This is a genomic window from Paenibacillus sp. JCM 9796 (assembly GCF_055379675.1).
Window position 1 is genome coordinate 4,218,043 of record NZ_AP043723.1, and the last position, 16,453, is coordinate 4,234,495.

15 protein-coding genes are annotated in these 16,453 nt (G+C 58.2%); 11 read left to right on the plus strand and 4 right to left on the minus strand.

Annotated elements, in window-relative coordinates; translation table 11 throughout:
• Nucleotides 1–37 precede the first annotated feature (37 nt).
• Nucleotides 38–1,861 carry a peptidoglycan D,D-transpeptidase FtsI family protein gene (locus ACZ439_RS20380; protein WP_464620089.1) on the plus strand — a complete coding sequence of 608 codons (1,824 nt, stop codon included), beginning with the start codon at nucleotides 38–40 and terminating at the stop codon, nucleotides 1,859–1,861.
• Here the strand turns inward: ACZ439_RS20380 and ACZ439_RS20385 are convergent.
• On the minus strand, nucleotides 1,855–3,138 hold the full coding sequence (locus ACZ439_RS20385) for an ATP-binding protein (protein WP_054797864.1): 1,284 nt from the start codon (nucleotides 3,136–3,138) through the stop codon (nucleotides 1,855–1,857). The genes ACZ439_RS20380 and ACZ439_RS20385 overlap by 7 nt on opposite strands.
• Nucleotides 3,139–3,321: 183 nt before the next feature.
• On the opposite strand from ACZ439_RS20385, the gene ACZ439_RS20390 reads away from it, so the two are divergent.
• Nucleotides 3,322–3,483: a hypothetical protein gene (locus tag ACZ439_RS20390; RefSeq protein WP_201318207.1), complete on the plus strand. Its 162-nt coding sequence runs from the start codon at nucleotides 3,322–3,324 to the stop codon at nucleotides 3,481–3,483.
• 87 nt (nucleotides 3,484–3,570) lie between these two features.
• Here ACZ439_RS20390 and ACZ439_RS20395 read toward each other — a convergent pair whose 3' ends face one another.
• Nucleotides 3,571–4,614 carry a metallophosphoesterase family protein gene (locus ACZ439_RS20395; protein WP_464620090.1) on the minus strand — a complete coding sequence of 348 codons (1,044 nt, stop codon included), beginning with the start codon at nucleotides 4,612–4,614 and terminating at the stop codon, nucleotides 3,571–3,573.
• A gap of 232 nt (nucleotides 4,615–4,846) precedes the next feature.
• Between ACZ439_RS20395 and ACZ439_RS20400 the strand changes: the two genes are divergently transcribed.
• The 3 genes from ACZ439_RS20400 to ACZ439_RS20410 all read left to right on the plus strand — a co-directional run bounded on the left by ACZ439_RS20400 (nucleotide 4,847) and on the right by ACZ439_RS20410 (nucleotide 7,601).
• Complete coding sequence (locus ACZ439_RS20400; RefSeq protein ID WP_127607136.1) at nucleotides 4,847–6,076, plus strand: DUF2157 domain-containing protein; 1,230 nt, start codon at nucleotides 4,847–4,849, stop codon at nucleotides 6,074–6,076.
• Nucleotides 6,069–6,623 (plus strand): GDYXXLXY domain-containing protein, encoded by a 555-nt coding sequence (locus tag ACZ439_RS20405; protein ID WP_230875898.1) that lies wholly within the window; start codon nucleotides 6,069–6,071, stop codon nucleotides 6,621–6,623. The genes ACZ439_RS20400 and ACZ439_RS20405 overlap by 8 nt, the downstream gene beginning before the upstream one ends.
• 90 nt (nucleotides 6,624–6,713) lie before the next feature.
• Nucleotides 6,714–7,601 (plus strand): lipoate--protein ligase family protein, encoded by an 888-nt coding sequence (locus ACZ439_RS20410; protein WP_127607138.1) that lies wholly within the window; start codon nucleotides 6,714–6,716, stop codon nucleotides 7,599–7,601.
• Here ACZ439_RS20410 and ACZ439_RS20415 read toward each other — a convergent pair.
• Nucleotides 7,584–8,309 (minus strand): alpha/beta hydrolase, encoded by a 726-nt coding sequence (locus ACZ439_RS20415; protein ID WP_127607140.1) that lies wholly within the window; start codon nucleotides 8,307–8,309, stop codon nucleotides 7,584–7,586. The genes ACZ439_RS20410 and ACZ439_RS20415 overlap by 18 nt on opposite strands.
• Before the next feature lie 224 nt (nucleotides 8,310–8,533).
• On the opposite strand from ACZ439_RS20415, the gene pdhA reads away from it, so the two are divergent.
• The 5 genes from pdhA to ACZ439_RS20440 all read left to right on the plus strand — a co-directional run bounded on the left by pdhA (nucleotide 8,534) and on the right by ACZ439_RS20440 (nucleotide 14,324).
• Nucleotides 8,534–9,604, plus strand: a complete 1,071-nt coding sequence (gene pdhA / locus ACZ439_RS20420) for a pyruvate dehydrogenase (acetyl-transferring) E1 component subunit alpha (RefSeq protein WP_054798678.1) — start codon at nucleotides 8,534–8,536, stop codon at nucleotides 9,602–9,604.
• Between the two features lie 18 nt (nucleotides 9,605–9,622).
• Nucleotides 9,623–10,603 carry an alpha-ketoacid dehydrogenase subunit beta gene (locus ACZ439_RS20425; RefSeq protein WP_127607142.1) on the plus strand — a complete coding sequence of 327 codons (981 nt, stop codon included), beginning with the start codon at nucleotides 9,623–9,625 and terminating at the stop codon, nucleotides 10,601–10,603.
• 32 nt (nucleotides 10,604–10,635) lie between these two features.
• Nucleotides 10,636–12,006: a dihydrolipoamide acetyltransferase family protein gene (locus tag ACZ439_RS20430; RefSeq protein ID WP_127607144.1), complete on the plus strand. Its 1,371-nt coding sequence runs from the start codon at nucleotides 10,636–10,638 to the stop codon at nucleotides 12,004–12,006.
• A 6-nt stretch (nucleotides 12,007–12,012) separates the two neighbouring features.
• Nucleotides 12,013–13,431 (plus strand): dihydrolipoyl dehydrogenase, encoded by a 1,419-nt coding sequence (gene lpdA / locus ACZ439_RS20435; protein ID WP_127607146.1) that lies wholly within the window; start codon nucleotides 12,013–12,015, stop codon nucleotides 13,429–13,431.
• A gap of 134 nt (nucleotides 13,432–13,565) precedes the next feature.
• Entirely contained in the window at nucleotides 13,566–14,324 is a 759-nt protein-coding gene (locus ACZ439_RS20440; RefSeq protein WP_054797154.1) for a GNAT family N-acetyltransferase, read from the plus strand.
• A 122-nt stretch (nucleotides 14,325–14,446) separates the two neighbouring features.
• On the opposite strand, the gene ACZ439_RS20445 is transcribed toward ACZ439_RS20440, so the two are convergent.
• Nucleotides 14,447–15,310, minus strand: coding sequence for a hypothetical protein (locus tag ACZ439_RS20445; RefSeq protein WP_054797112.1), 864 nt, complete (start codon nucleotides 15,308–15,310; stop codon nucleotides 14,447–14,449).
• A gap of 140 nt (nucleotides 15,311–15,450) precedes the next feature.
• On the opposite strand from ACZ439_RS20445, the gene ACZ439_RS20450 reads away from it, so the two are divergent.
• Nucleotides 15,451–16,296, plus strand: a complete 846-nt coding sequence (locus tag ACZ439_RS20450) for a DUF429 domain-containing protein (RefSeq protein WP_141334243.1) — start codon at nucleotides 15,451–15,453, stop codon at nucleotides 16,294–16,296.
• The last annotated feature ends 157 nt before the right edge of the window (nucleotides 16,297–16,453 follow it).

Consider the following 16,453-nt stretch of genomic DNA (forward strand, 5'->3'; position numbering starts at 1 on the left):
GAAAACAGCACAAGCGCGAAGCGAGCAGGTGAGTGCCATGAACGAGCATGAATCGTCAACCTTGAAAAAAAACCGTATTTTTACCGTTTTGATAGGCATCGTTCTTGTTTTGATCGGCTGGAACGTACGGCTGTTTTGGATCCAGGTCGCCTCCGCTACGCATTTGACCGACCGGGGGATCGATCTGGTTGAAAATTCGGTTGTGCAGCGGGAACAGGGAATCGTGCTCGACAGCGGACGGGGTGACTTTGTGGACCGCAACGGCGTATCGCTCACGGGGAAGACGATGCGGGTGTTGACCGCATTTCCGATCGAAACGGACCCGAGCGTCGCCGCCGAACGAGAAGCATCACTCGCCCGAGCGGCGAAGGTGCTTGGCGTCCCGGAGCGGCAGCTGACCGTTTTTTTGGATTCGCTTACGGCGCCTCAAATTTGGACGGTCGATGGCAGAGCGGCTGCCCTGACCGAGGATCAGGCGCAGCGGCTTGACGCGCTAGGGCTTCCCGATTTACGCGTGACGACGTATAAGGAACGGTACGACAGGCGCCAGCCTGCAGCCCAGGTCATCGGGTATATCGGGCAAAACCCGGAACGGATCACGAAGCAATTCACAGACCAGTTCCATAAGGGCGAGCTGCAATTGACGAGCAAAATCGGCAACGCCGGACTGGAGAAAACGTTCGAGCCGTGGCTGCGCGGGATCGGCGCAACCTCGGTGTCGCTGTTTACGGATGCGGCAAGGCGGCCGCTTCCGGGGCTGGATATTCGCACCGTAACGCCGGGCAACCCGTATTATCCGTTGAAAATTGTCACAACCTTGGACCGCAAGCTGCAGGAGCGTATCGAAGGCAAGCTGGAGCAATGGGCTATTCGCGACGGGGCTGTCGTTGTGATGGATATCGAAAACGCCGACGTTATCGCGATGGCCAGCCGCCCGAGCTTTCAGCCGGAACACGTCGATATGGCGAATGAGGCGGGCTGGGGCAATCGCGCTTTAAAGGCGGAGACGCCGGGTTCCATATTTAAGACGGTGACCGCTGCGGCCGCGATGGACGAACACGTCGTCAAGCCCGGCGAAACGTTTCATTGCGACGGGGAGCTCGGGAAATTCGGCTTTACGTGCTGGAAGAAGGAGGGACACGGCACGCTTACGCTTGAGGAGGGCTTCGCCCAGTCGTGCAATATCGTGTTCGCGGAAGTCGCGCAGCGGCTTGGCGGAGAACGACTGGAGCGCTATGCGCAATCGCTTGGCCTGACGAACCGGGTCGGCTGGCTCGGGGATACGTCAGCGGCGGCGGGATTCCGGCAGCTGGACGGGGAAGAAGCCGGTCAAGTGTATGCCGCATCGACCGACCGTAAAGACGCGGGGGCGCTCGTCCAGACGGCGATCGGCCAACGTGACGTGCTGCTCACCCCGCTGCAGGCGGCCAATCTTGTCGTAACGCTGTTCCACGGCGGCCAGGTGCTGTCGCCGCGGGTCGTGCAAGAGGTTCGGTTCCGGAACGAAAGGTTATACGAGCGGTTCGATTCGCGTCATGCAGCAGATGCGGAAGCGTTCCCGTCCATTCATCAGGCGACGGCGAAGACGATGCTGGGCTGGATGACGCAAGTCGTGGACCACGGCACCGGCAGCGCGCTGCAAGCCGCCAAGTGGCCGGTGGCCGGCAAGTCCGGGACGGCGCAAGTGCAGCTGGCCGGCGGCAAGCCCGGCGAGAATCATTGGTTTATCGGATACGGACCGGCGGACCATCCGAAATATGCCGTTGCCGTCCTCATTCGGCATGTGCCGGCAGGAACGAAAAATAAGTCCATCCTTCTTTTTCAAGAAGCGATGGACATACTGGCGGAGGCTGATCAATGATAGCTGCTCGGCTGCAGCGAAGGGAGCGTGATTGTAAAACAGGTGCCTTTCCCCTGCTCGCTCGTGACATCGATACGGCCTTGAATGTTCTGAATGACGCGGTAGGTCACCATCATGCCGAGTCCGGTTCCTTTCCCCCGCGTTGTGTAATAAGGAGTGCCGAGACGTCCGACTTCATCCTCGGTCATCCCGATGCCCTGGTCGATGATGTCGATGCTGACGCGGGACGATTGCACGGACCCGATGATGCGCAGGATGCCCCCGCCCGGCATCGATTCGATGCCGTTCCGGCACAAGTGGACGATGCACTGGGTCAATTTGTCCGCGTTCGCGCTGATCATCAGCTTGTCCTGCAGATCGACTTCGATGCGGACGTTCCGCAGTTGAGCGAAGGTGTCGAGCTGCTCCAGCGCCCGAAGCACAAGCTGCTTGGCGTCCAGCAGCTCCAGCGCTTCCATTTGCGGTCTGGCGAACGACAAGTAGTCGTTGATGATCGACTGGGCGCGATCCAGTTCGTCAAGCACCATCTGGTTGTAGACCTGCCGCTTCTCTTCGGTAAGCTCGCGCTGCTTCATCATCTGCACGAATCCCCGCGCAACCGTCATTGGATTGCGGATTTCGTGGGCAAACGAAGTGGCCAGCTCGCTCAACAGGTTCATTTTGTCGCGCTGCTGGATTTGCTTGCGCAAATCGAGATTGATGCGAATTTGCCGGACGATACATACGATAATGACCGAAGTCCCCATATAAGTCAGCGCATAGGCGACAAAAAAAAGCGCGATTTCCGGACTATAAACCATGCGGCCGAGTCCCGCGAACGGTATCGATAAGACCGCGGTGATGGCGACAACGACCAGGCCGATCCATCCCGCGACAAGCGGCTTTTGCAGCAGCGCGGACGGATGAATTTTGCGCTTCACGGCCCACAAGAAGAGGAAGACGACTGCGGTGATGGCGAGCGAAACGTAAGCGCCGGCGCCCCCCTCCATAAACCGGTAGAGCACAACGACGGCGAAGACCGCCAGCGTAGGAAGCGTTCCTGTATACATGAAACAGGCGGTGAGCGCGATAAAGCGCATGTCGTATTGGAAGCCGTCGGCCAGTTGAACCGGATACGTCATGCTGAGCACGGCCGAGAGGGCGGCGAGAGCGGCGGCGGCCCACCGGTTTCCGGTGTCGTCGATGTGCTGCAGACGATCGATCCAGAACAAGGGGTACATCATGACCGGAGTTACGACAAGGAGCATATTCAATAGTAATTGGGTAACAAAATCCACGACCGTTCATCACCTTTTGCAACAAATTCGATACATCGATAGTTCAATTCATATTTACATTCGACAACATTTGCCTATTTCCTACATGGATAAAAAAAGAATCTATCCGAAGATCGGACAGATTCCAGAAGCAGGCTTACAACCACCGTTCCGCTTTTTCCCCAGCCGGGTGAACCAACCGCGATGAAAGAGCGCGTAGGATGGCTGGCCCGGGAGCAGAAGAAGGGACTTGCGGTTTTCTCGGTCATTGCGCCGGCGGAGGATCCGTCAGGCCGGAACGAAGCCGCCAAGCTCAAGTATGTGCACGGGGATGCGGTTTACGGGTATGATCGATTGCATGAATAGATGACGGGCTGGCTCGAAGGAGCGAAGCCCATTTTGTGTCGAAAGCGTTGGAGGCGTTGATCGCCTTGAACACCGCGCCCGCTTCTTCTACACGCGCAACGGCACGGTCCATTCCGCGCCCGGAATCCACGAACGGTCGGTGAACTCCCGGCCTTTCACGACGACTTGGTGCGGGTACACCTGCACGTACATGCCTTGAACGGTCGGCGTGCCGCTCGTGCCGCCCCTGGTTTTGCCGACGGAGGCGTTGTTGAACCAGTGGAACGTGTTCTCCTGATTGTAATGGTTCTCGTTCACAAAGGTCCGGTGGGAATGTCCGGAGAACACGAAGACGTTGCGGTACGGTTCGAGAATGGCGCGGAACCGTTTGGCGCGAATGAGCCGGTGCGTGCCGCCGTCGGTTCCGGGTGCGGGCAGGGGCTGATGGATGAACACGAGCGCCGGTTTGCCGTCCGCGTGCGCCTTCATTTTATCCTCCAGCCAGGCGAGCTGTTCGTCCGAATACCAGGCGCCCTCGCCGACATCGGGCTTCTCCTGCACGTACGCCTCCTGTGAGAGCAAGATGAGGTGTACGCCGTTCACCCATACGTCTGTATACGGTTTATCCTTATACCCGAAAAAGCGCATGAACCGCTCCCGCGCCATTGCATCCGTCTTGCCGTTGGGCATCGTCCCGGTGGAGAAAGCGCCGCGGTCCGTCAACCAAATATCGTAATAGTCATGATTGCCCATATTCGCGTAATAAGGAGGCAGCTTGTAGGCGCCCAATATTTTTTTCAGCTGATTGTACTCGATATCGCGGGCGAAGTCGGTCAAGTCGCCGCCGAAGACGATCGTATCGACGCTTGATTCGAAATTGCTCACGTCTTTCAACGCGAGGTGCAGCTTATCGCCTATGCTCGAATCGGCTGCGCTGATATGCAGATCGCTGAGCAGGAAGAAGGACAGCAGCGGCGCGCCGGAAGCTGCGGGTTGGCTCGCAGGGGCCGGGACCGGCAGCTTGGGCTGCACCGGCGGAGCGGCTGGATCGCCGGGGGCGGCTTTTCCGAATAACCGGGTAGCGGCTGCGCCTCCGGTCATTAAGGCAAGCAGGCCAAGCAATTGCTTGACAAAAAGTCTTCTGGACATCATATAGGAACAATCCCTCCGGGGGCAACGCCAAATAGAAAAATAAGAAGCTAGATTCATTATAATGTAGCAGAGGGTAAATTTGAATAAGATAGTTCGGAGTTTTCCTGCACCCACTGATGGAAAAATGGGCAGGTACTAGCCGAAGTTAGTACTGTTCTCGGCCTCGTTCTTCGCTATACTGAAAGTATCAGGACGGCATACTGGAATGCGGTCCGGACAAGAGGTGATACGCTTGAGCAAAAAATGGGTGGAACGCGAAGCGTCGGCCTGGGTCGATCAAGGAATTGTCACCCGTGAGCAGGCCGATCGGATTATCGGACTCTATGAGGATAAAAAGCATGCGGTCGGCCTGCTTCCGATTTTGGGAAGCGTGTTGGTCGGTCTCGGTATTTTGAGCTTTATTGCAGCAAACTGGCAGGATATTCCCCAACTGCTCCGGCTTCTGCTGATCGTGCTCGTCATGTGCGGATTTTACGCTGGCGGCGAGGCGGCGACGCGGCGAGGCGCGCAGAAGCTGGGGATTGCGCTCGCCGGTCTCGGGGTCGTCAGCTTCGGCGGCGGCATCATCCTGATCGGTCAAATGTTCCATTTGGTCGCTTACAATGCCGGGTCGTTCATTCTATGGGCGGCGGCGGGTGCTTTGGCCGCGTACATGTACCGCAGCCGTTACTTGTACTTGCTGGCGCTGCTGTTGTTCGATGCGGCGCAGGTCTACAGCGTCGCTTCGTTCGGCAGCTTCAGCTATACTGCCTTTCTTCTCATGGCGGCGGGACTTGGCTATTACGGCTGGAAGTTCCGCAGCGATCTGCTCGTATGGTGCTTCAGCTTAAGTGTCACGGCGCATGCGCTCATGTGGGTGCTGTCGGAAGAGTATAAATTCATGTGGATGTTTATCCCGGCGCTTGCGCTGTATGTGTTGGGGGACTGGTTGAAGGAGCGCCGCGGCGCCTACGCGCTTCAAGCTGCGCCGCTCGCCGCCGCGTTCGTGTTCGGCGTGTTCATGGTGCTGATCGGCGGCGAGTGGAGCGAACGTTCGCTGCGCGAAGGGCTAAGTCCGGAGCCGCTGGCCTACCTGAGCGCGCTGGGCGTGCTGTTCGCTGCTTCGCTGGCCGGCAAATCGATGCGGGGGCGGTTGTCGACCGCATACGAATGGGTGCTGTTCGTTCCGTTCTTCTACTTGAGCGCCGGTATATACGTGATGTATTTGCTGTCGCTGTTCTTCTTCTCGCTGTACGTGCTGTGGCGGGGCTATGCCGAAAGCTGGCGGTTCAAAATCAACTTCGGGACGGCGCTGTTCATTTGCAGCACGCTCGTCGCTTACGGCAAGCTGACGTGGGACTTTATGGACAAATCGCTCTTTTTCATCATCGGGGGCGTTCTCCTGATCGGCTTGAGCTGGTTCTTGAACCGAAAAAACAAACAGGTGTTACACGATGCGGGGGAGGGGAACCGGGATGCCTAACGGGGCGATGAACTTGAAGAAAAGACGGTCGCGGCTGGTCGCGCTGTTCGCCTTGCTGCAAACGCTTGTGCTCGCCGGCATCGCGATCTCGTACTACGCCGTCGGCTGGTACGGCCAGGATATCCGGATCCGCACCGTACCCGTCGACCCGCGCGATTTGTTGTACGGCGATTACGTCACGCTGGCATATGATATCAATACGGTTACGCCTGCGATGTGGAAAGGCTCGGACCGGCAGGTCAAGCGCGGGGACGCCGTATACGTCGTCGTGAAGCCGGGGGCCGACGGCGTATACGAGCCCGTGGCGGCTTACGATGCGAAGCCGCCGGTCGGAGCGGGCGAGGTGACGCTGAAAGCGCGCGCCCTGTACACGTGGGATAACAGATACGAAGGCGGCTTCCGGGTGAGCTACGGCATTGAGAAGTATTACGTCCCGGAGAATACGGGCAAAGAGCTTGAGGAAAAAGCCGCGCAGCTGATCGTGCATGTGAAAGTGGCCCCTTGGGGACAGGCGAAGATCGAAGGGCTGGAAGACGCGACAAGCTGATGCGGCACAGATTTCTGGTAAGCTTCCCTTGAATCCCAAGAGGATCCTCTTTACAATGAGAGGAACAAGATGGGGAAAAGGGGAACGGGCATGGAACGCGCATACGAACCACTTAACAAAGACGATACGGGCCATCAGCCGAGCGGGTGGGAAGGCGTGCTGGTCCTGGACCGCACCGACGAGCTCGGCGAAGCGGACGTGCTGTATCCGTTCGCGCTTGAGGAATTGCTTTGCCGTTATGCGGGCGAAGGAGGGCCTTCCATCGTCCATCTGTGGCGGCATCCGCGAGCGTTCGTGATGGGGCTGCGCGACAGCCGGCTGCCGGGGGCGCCGCAAGCGACCCGTTGGCTCCAGGCTCAGGGCTACAACGTCGCGGTGCGCAACTCCGGCGGGGCGGCTGTGCCCCTGGATCTCGGGGTGGTGAACGTCTCGTTCATCCGTGCCAAGCGGAGAAAGGGAGACCTTGATTTCCGCGACGATTTCGAGACGATGTACGAATTGATCGCGACTGCGCTCCGCGAAGCGGGGGGCGGCGTCGATAAGGGCGAAATCGTCGGAGCGTACTGTCCCGGCGATTTCGACCTCAGCATCGGCGGCCGCAAGTTTTGCGGCATCGCCCAGCGGAGACAGCAGCACGCGTACGTCGTGCAGGCGTTCGTAGTGGCCGAAGGCGCGGGTGCCGCTAAAGCGCGGCTCGCGCGTGCGTTCTACGAGCGGGCGGCCGAAGGCGCAGCGGCCGATGCGGCCTATCCGCGGGTGACGGAGGACAGCATGGCGAGCCTGACCGAGCTGCTCGGCGAGCGGTTCGGCGGCGCCGCGGCGTTCGCCGATGCGGTGAAACGCGTCGTTCGCGAGCGGCAAAGCGAGGCCGGGCTGGCCGCGGCTTCCGCCAAGCTGTGGCTTCCGCAAGCCGCCGAGGTGCGGGAGATGGCCGAACAGATGCGCGCGCGTTACGGCATTCTAGAGAAACCGCAATAACATCGCAGGCAGCTCCTGCTGCCAGAAGCCCCACAGATGCTTGCCGGGCTTCTCCATATATTCAAGCTGGCAGCTCCTCGCGACGAGGAGCTGTTTTGTTATGCGGTTTGCCTCGAGGAAGTCGAACGTGCCGCGGCCGGTGGAGACCTCTGTTTCTTCCGTGCCGATGAGCATGGACAAGGATAGCCAGGACAAATCGCGCTCTTCGGCGATCCGTGCCTGGGTTGACTGCAAAAATGCTCCGGATAAGGATATAACTTGCTTAAATAGGCTAGGATAATCTAAGGCAAGATGCAGCGAGACCGTTCCGCCCAGCGAGTCGCCGGCAAGTATCCGTTCGTTTGAATCGGTGCGTACCGGGTAATGATGTTCAGTGAAGGGCAGCAGCTCTTCTGCGAAAAACCGGCAGTAGGCCGCGAAACGTTCGCCGCCCGGCGCATATTCGCTCGTCCGAACGCTTTTGTCGACGTCGACGCCGACGATAATCGCTGGATCGGCGTTGTGATCGTAGATCAGCCGGTTCATGGCGGTGGCGATTCGCCCGAAATTAAAAAAATCTTCGCCGTCCTGGCAGTAAATAACGGGATAGGACAGAAGCTCATTGTAACCGGGCGGCAGATAGATGCGCAGCGCGCGGTTTTCGCCTAAATATGTGGACGGGACAAGCTCTTTGACGATCGTTCGTTTATAGTAGACGTCTTCTTCCATCGGTCGATACCTCCGTTTGTATTATAATAGTTTTCACAATTTTCACCCACTGTACTATTCATTTTGTGAAACTGTTATAGTTAGTATTTGTGAAAAAAATCATATTTATCAGGATAGTTCTTGTGTTATTTGCAAAAACAGGTTTATAATACTACTATAACAGAATTTGTGTTTTTTCGATATTGCCCCTGTTCCAACATTAACTGTAAGAGGTGACTTATCTGATGAGTAAGCCATATATCGTTGGCGTACAAGAAGTGCAGCCGTTATCCGTTCTCGGTTCCGACGGCCAAGTGGTCAATCCGGAAGCGATGCCGAAATTGACAGACGAGCAATTGCGCGAGCTGATGCGGCGCATGGTATTCACCAGAACGTGGGACCAACGTGCCGTGAACTTGACACGCCAAGGACGTCTCGGCTTCTATGCGCCGGTATCCGGTCAGGAAGCGACGATGATCGGCAGCGAATTCGCGCTGAATCAAGACGATTTCATTTGCCCGGGCTACCGGGATATGCCGCAAATCGTATGGCACGGCTTGCCGATGTACCAAGCGTTCCTGTATTCCCGCGGCCACCAGCACGGCGGACAAATTCCGGAAGGCGTGCATGTGCTCATGCCGCAAATCATCATCGGCGCTCAATATTTGCATGCGATGGGCGTAGCAATGGCGTTCAAGAAGCGCGGCGAGAAACGCGTCTCCATCACGTATACGGGAGACGGCGGTTCATCCGAGGGCGACTTCTACGAAGCGCTGAACTTTGCGGGCGCGTTCAAATTGCCGGCGATCTTTATGGTGCAAAACAACGGTTATGCGATTACCACGCCATTCTCGAAACAAACGGCGGCTTTGTCCGTTGCTCATAAAGCGGTAGCTGCGGGTATCGAAGGCGTGCAAGTGGACGGCATGGACGTGCTTGCGGTTGTCAAAGCCGTACAGGACGCTGCCGAACGCGGCCGCAGCGGCGAAGGCGCGACGTTGATTGAAGCGATCACCTACCGGTTCCTGCCGCACTCGATGTCCGGCGACGACCCGTCCAAATACCGCACCAAAGAAGAAACGGCTGAATGGGAGCTTAGAGATCCGCTGAACCGCTTCCGCCTCTACTTGACGAGCAAAGGCCTCTGGACGGAGGAAGAAGAAGCGGCTGTCGTGGAAGACGCGAAAAATACGGTAGCCGAGCAGATCAAGAAGGCGGAAACGACCGAGAAAATGACGGTTGCGGGCTTGATCGACAGCATGTTCGAGACGACGCCTCAGCACCTGGAAGAGCAAAAAGCGGATTATTTAGCGTAAAGGAGAGGACTTTCAGCCATGGCTCAAATGACAATGATTCAAGCGATAAAAGACGCGATGCGCGTCGAGCTGCAGCGCGATCCTAACGTCGTCATTTTCGGGGAAGACGTCGGGAAAGTAGGCGGCGTGTTCCGGGCAACGGAAGGGCTGCAGGGCGAATTCGGCGAAGAGCGCGTATTCGATACGCCGCTGGCCGAGTCCGCGATTGGCGGTATGGCTGTCGGGATGGCGATTCAAGGCTTCCGTCCGATTATGGAAATTCAATTCGTCGGCTTTATTTTCGAAGCGTTCGACCAAATCGCGGTGCAAGCGGCACGGATGCGTTACCGTTCCGGCGGCCGTTACCAGGCTCCGATCACGATTCGAACGCCTTTCGGCGGCGGCGTGAAAGCAGCCGAGCTGCATACGGACCCGCTTGAGGGCCTGCTGGTGCAAACGCCGGGGATCAAGGTCGTTGTGCCTTCGAACCCTTACGATGCCAAAGGCTTGCTGATTTCGGCGATTCGCGATAACGACCCGGTCTTTTTCATGGAACACTTGAATCTGTACCGTTCGTTCCGCGCGGAAGTGCCGGAGGGCGAGTACACGGTGCCGATCGGCAAAGCGAACGTCGTTCGCGAAGGCTCGGACGCCACGATCATCACGTACGGCGCGATGGTGCATACGTCCTTGAAAGCAGCGGAAGAAATCGAGAAAACGCGCGGCGCGAAAGTCGAAGTGATCGACCTGCGTACGCTGATGCCGCTTGACATCGATACGATCGTCGAGTCGATCAAGAAAACGAACCGTGCGATCGTCGTGCAAGAAGCGCAAAAAACGTCCGGTATCGCGGCTGAAGTGATCGCGCAAATTAACGAAAAAGCGATCCTGCACCTCGAAGCCCCGGTACTGCGCGTAGCGCCGCCGGATACGGTGTATCCTTTTGCGCAAGTCGAGGATCAATGGCTTCCGAACCCGGCGAAAATCGTTGCCGGCTTGAATAAAGTGCTCGATTTCTAAAACGATGAAGCGACAAGGACGGTGAGTGATCGATGGCAACGTTTGAATACCGGTTTCCGGAGCTGGGCGAAGGCATTCATGAAGGCGAGATCGTCAAATGGCATGTAAAGCCCGGTGATTCCGTAAACGATGAAACGATATTGATGGATGTGCAGAACGATAAATCGACAGTAGAGGTTCCTTCTCCGGTAGAAGGCAAAATCGTCGAACTGAAAGTTTCCGAAGGTACTGTATGTACGATTGGCGACGTCATCGCGATCATCGATGTTGTCGGCGAAGTACCTCAGCAAGCCCACGGCCACGGCGAAGCAGCCGCGGCTCCGGCAGCGGCGCCTGCTCCAGCGGCGGTTGAGCCGGTCGGCAGCGCGATCGCGGCCAATGTTGCGGCGGCGAAGATCGACACGCCGATGGCGGGCAGCGCTCCTGCGGCAAGCCCGGCGTCTGCGCCGGCAGCGGCGGCAGGCCAAGTGCTGGCGACGCCGAGCGTGCGCAAGCTGGCGCGCGAGAAAGGCGTGAACATCGCCGACGTGCCGGCGACAGGCAAGAACGGCCGCGTCACGAAGGAAGACGTGCTCGGCTTTGCAGCTGGCGGCGGCAAGGCTGCTGCTGCGCCTGTGGCTGAGGCTGGCGCAGCAGCGCCGGCGGCAGCTGCAGCGGCACCTGGCGCGGCTTCGTCCGCAGCGGGCGCTGTCAGCGGCGACCGCGAGGAAGAGCGCGTGCCGTTGAAGGGCATCCGCAAAGCGATCGCGAACGCGATGGTGAAGAGCGCCTACACGGCTCCGCACGTAACGCTGATGGACGAAGTCGATGTGACGCGTCTGGTCGCGCTGCGCGAGAAAGCGAAGCCGGTTGCCGAGAAGAAGGGCGTCAAGCTGACCTACCTGCCTTTCATCGTGAAGGCTTTGGTCGCAGCGGCTCGTCAATTCCCGGCGATGAACGCGATGATCGACGAAGAGAAGCAAGAAATTGTGTACAAAAAGTACTATCATATCGGCATTGCTACGGATACCGACAACGGCCTGATCGTACCGGTAATCCAGGATGCGGACCGCAAAAACATTTGGACAATCGCAGCGGCGATCAAAGATTTGGCGACTCGTGGCCGCGAAGGCAAGCTTAGCGGCAGCGAGCTGAGAGGCTCCACGCTGACGATTACGAATATCGGCTCCGCGGGCGGCATGTTCTTCACGCCGATCATCAACTTCCCTGAAGTGGCGATCCTGGGTACAGGCCGTATCTCCGAGAAGCCTGTCGTGAAGAACGGCGAGATTGTGATTGCTCCGGTTATGGCGCTTTCGCTCAGCTTCGACCACCGCATTATCGACGGCGCGACGGCGCAAAACTTTATGAATTACATCAAGCAGCTGCTTTCCGATCCGGAACTGCTTGTAATGGAGGTGTAACCCGCTATGGTAGTAGGTGACGCATCGGTAGAAATTGACGTATTGGTCATCGGCGCAGGACCCGGCGGTTACGTGGCGGCGATTCGCGCGGCGCAGCTCGGCAAGAGCGTGCTCGTCGTCGATAAAGAGGAAGTCGGCGGCGTGTGCTTGAACCGCGGCTGCATTCCGTCCAAGGCGCTGATTTCCGCGGCGCATCAATACGAGGTTGTCAGCCATGCCGAGTCCATCGGCATTACGGCTGAGAACGTCAAGGTCGACTTCGGCAAAGTGCAAGCATGGAAGGACGCAATCGTCAAGAAGCAAACCGGCGGCGTCGGCATGCTGCTGAAGGGCAATAAAATTCAATATTTCAACGGCGAAGCGTTGTTCATCAACGAACACGAAGCGCGCTTGTTTAACGATAACGAAACGGCCCGTTACCGTTTCAACGCCTGCATCATCGCCACAGGCTCCCGTCCGATCGAGCTGAAGGCGTTCCCTTACGGCGGACGTATTCTCTCGTCGACGGAAGCGCTGAAGCTGTCCGAAGTGCCGAAGAGCCTGATCGTCATCGGCGGCGGCTATATCGGCATCGAGCTTGGCCAAACATACGCGAAGTTCGGTACGAAGGTTACGGTGCTGGAGGGTTCCGATTTCATCCTGCCGGGCTTTGAGAAAGAATTGACTCGACTCGTCGAGCGCAATTTGAAAAAAATCGGCGTCGACATCGTCACCGAAGCGCTGGCGCAATCGTGCGAGCGGACGGAGAACGATGTGACGGTGACGTATACAGTCAAAGGCGAAGAGAAGAAAGTGACGGCCGATTACGTGCTCGTTACGGTCGGACGCCGCCCGAACACCGACGGCGAATTGTCGCTGGAGCTCGCGGGCGTCGAAGTCGGCGAACGCGGCTTGATCAAGGTGAACGAGAAGTGCCAAACGAACGTGCCGCACATCTACGCGATCGGCGACATCGTCGCCGGTCCGGCGCTGGCGCATAAAGCGTCGTACGAAGCGAAGGTCGCGGCGGAATCGATCGCCGGACTGCCTAGCGTCGTCGATTACAAAGCCATTCCGGCCGTCGTGTTCGCCGACCCGGAAATTGCGGGCGTAGGCCTCAGTGAAGCCGAAGCGAAAGAGAAAGGCATCAACGTCGTAGTCGGCAAGTTCCCGTACGGGGCGAACGGCCGCGCACAATCGATGAACGCAACCGACGGCTTCGTTAAGCTGGTCGGCGATAAAGACAGCGGCCTGCTCGTCGGCGGATTCGTCGTCGGCGCGGAAGCGTCGAACCTGATCTCCGAGCTTACGCTTGCAATTGAGATGGGCGCTACGCTCGAGGACATTGCGCTTACGATTCATGCGCACCCGACGCTTGGTGAAATTACGATGGACGCCGCCGAAGGCGCGCTCGGCCATCCGATTCATCAGTTGGGTAAAGCGTAAACCGAATCGAGAAGAAGAAGCAGCACAGAGAAGGGCTTGCCTCCGCGGCAAGGCCCTTTTTTGTCGAGCTGGGACAATTGCACGCAAGCAGATTCGACTATAATTCGTTCAACTGGAAAGGAGGCGAATGGTATATGGGAACTGACGTTCGGATTGTCGCATTAATCGAAGAGCTGGCCGCGAACGCTTGGCCGGCTTACACGCAGCAATCGTACGGCGCTTGGAAACTGAGGGCGACCTTCGGAACGACCAAACGGGCAAACAGCGTGTTCACGGTCGGTCCGATGCCGGAAGATGCGGATTGGCTGCGCCGGATCGAGCGGTTCTACCAAAGACGCGGACTGCCTGTTTGTTTCTATGTCAGTGACGTGTCACCGGATGGGCTGGATGCGGAGCTGGCCGGACAAGGCTACCGGCTGGAGATGGATTGCTCGCTCATGCTCGGACGTACGGGGGAGGTGCTGGAGCGGGTAACGGACGGAGGCCGGTTTACTTTCGATTGTGCCGAGGAAGCCGATGACGCCTGGATTCACGATTTCATGCGGCTGGAAGCTTTTCCTCAGGAACGGTTCGCAGGGTATCGTCATATATTTTCGGCCGTCGGGCCGGAGAAGTCGTTCGTACGTGTCCTGGAGGACGGCGCAACGGTTGGTCTCGGCACGGTTGTGGCGGAGCGGGGCTTCGCAGGGATCAGCAATATTATCGTGGACCCGAAGCATCGGCGCAAAGGCATAGCCCAGCAGCTGCTTCGCGCGCTCGCCGTATGGGCGCAGGACCACGAAGCCGACCGCTTGTATTTGCAGGTGATCGACGACAACGCGCCGGCGGTGACGCTGTATCGGCAGCTTGGTTTTGACAGGATTTCAGGTCACCGGTACTGGATAAAGCCTTAGGAGGAAAAACAGGACGAAACGTTCGTCAAGCTCGGGCATGGGATTGCTGCAGGGCTTGCTCCGACCTGGCGGCCTTTCGCCACAAGGATACAACCGTCATTCGTTAGGCCCGGCATCAGCTTTTATCTGGAGCCTTTCTGTCTTAACCAGTAAGCCAGCGCAGCTTTGACGATAGATATGGAGCGATCCACGAGTCCGAATCCGAATCCGGTGACGGTGGTTGATGCCGGCTTTGCCAAGGAGGAGGCGGTCTTGAATGGTTTCCGCACGCCTCCAGCGGATGATTTGCGTGGCTTGGCCGTTCGTATGGCGGAAGCAGGCGCTCGGGATGAAGCATCGGGGCGGAGTTCGTCATTGCCTGGCATTCCGGGGCTGGAAGCCGTAAATTTCCCCATGTATAACGTTTTGGTTCGTTGATGATATGAAAGCGGCACCTGTTTCCCTTCGCTTAGGCGGAGCTTCCTGATTAAGTGAGGCGACAGAAGGAGTTCATCCCTGAACTGGTTTTCGGGAATGACGAGCTTGGCCTTAAGTTTCACGCCGTTTTTGCTCACGGTCAGTCTGGAGTTCGTGTGCCCGCCCATTCCAAGGGTGGCAATCAGCGCGGGGCCGAGCGTAATGCGAGGTTCCCGGCCGCGCTTTCGATCCGTCCCGAGCACGGCTTCACCGCTGCTTAACGTAATCCGGGTCAAAGTGATCGCATTCAGCAGCGAGTTATAATCGATCAGATAGCGGCTTTGATCCTGCAGTCCGAGCGCCAGTGCGGTTTGCGGACCGACTTCGATATACGGGTACGCGCACTCGTCGCCGTCTTCCCTATGAACTTGCACCATCCGTTCCGCGCCTTCGTTTATTAAAATAACGTTCGTTCGGTTGTACAGATCTTCCAAGTCATGCGCAACTTTGCAGTAACATTCCACGACAAGCGTGATTTCATGCTCGTTCCGCCGGTCGGAAATCAACACATCGACGACGTCTCTGCCCATCTTACATCCTACCCTTTCGTCAAGAGTCCGGTTCAATCCGTTACAACGTATGTCAGCGGCTGAATTTCCGCTTGTACGGCTGTCCCTGCCCGCATATATCGGGCTCCTCACGCGAGCCGTAAGGGAATGCGGCGGCCTGTATGATACAATCGGAATATACCCATTTATGGGAAGAAGCGGGGGCGAATCGTTTGCAACATATTCCGGAAAAGCAAGGAAGCGCGGCGGTATATGTCGGCATCGACGGATGTCCGGGCGGTTGGTTCGCCGTCGCCTTGACGGGGGAAGACGGCGGCTGGCTGACATCGTTGTATGCGACCGTCGAAGAGCTGTGGGCCGCTTATGGGCATGCCCGGCTGCTGCTGATCGACATGCCGATCGGGTTGGCGGACGGGCCGCTGGACCGGCGGTGCGATGCGCTCGCCAGGGAGCGGCTAAAGCCCGGACGAGCATCAAGTATTTTTCCTGCGCCCGTTCGCGAAGTGCTGGAAGCCGCCGATTACGCGGAGGCGAACCGTGTGCAGCGGGAAGTAAGCGGACGCGGGTTGTCCCGGCAATCCTGGGGGCTGGTCGGAAAAATCCGCGAGCTCGACGAGCTGCTGCGGCGCGACCCGCAAGCGCGGGAAGCGTTCCGCGAAGCGCACCCGGAGCTTGTCTTCGCCGGACTGTCCGGCCGGCCGATGGAACACGGCAAAAAAACGGAAGACGGGTATGCGGAGAGGATGAGCCTCTTACAGAGCGTATACCCGTCCTCCGGCCGGATCGTAGAGGAGACGCTCGCCCGTTACCCGAGGCGTACGGTACGGCGCGACGATATCGTTGACGCGCTCGTCCTGGCCGCTGCCGCACGGCTGTGCGGCGGGACGCCGGACGAGCTGCCCGAGACGGGCGACACGGATCGCGCCGGTTTGCGGCGGACGATTTCCTTTGTCGATCGGGTCCGCAGGTCAAAGCCCGGTTGGGCGGAAATTCCGACGCCTCTTTGAACGAGACTCCCGGCATCCCCTGAGGCTGTATGGCGCTGTTGAAGACGTGGCTGGGAATCGCCGTACCCGGAGCGCTCTGATTCGCTCATCAGCGCGTGAAAGAAGGCTTGCGCGCTCGGGCAGGGGCTGCTGTCGTCAAGTTTGGCGAAGCGATTGT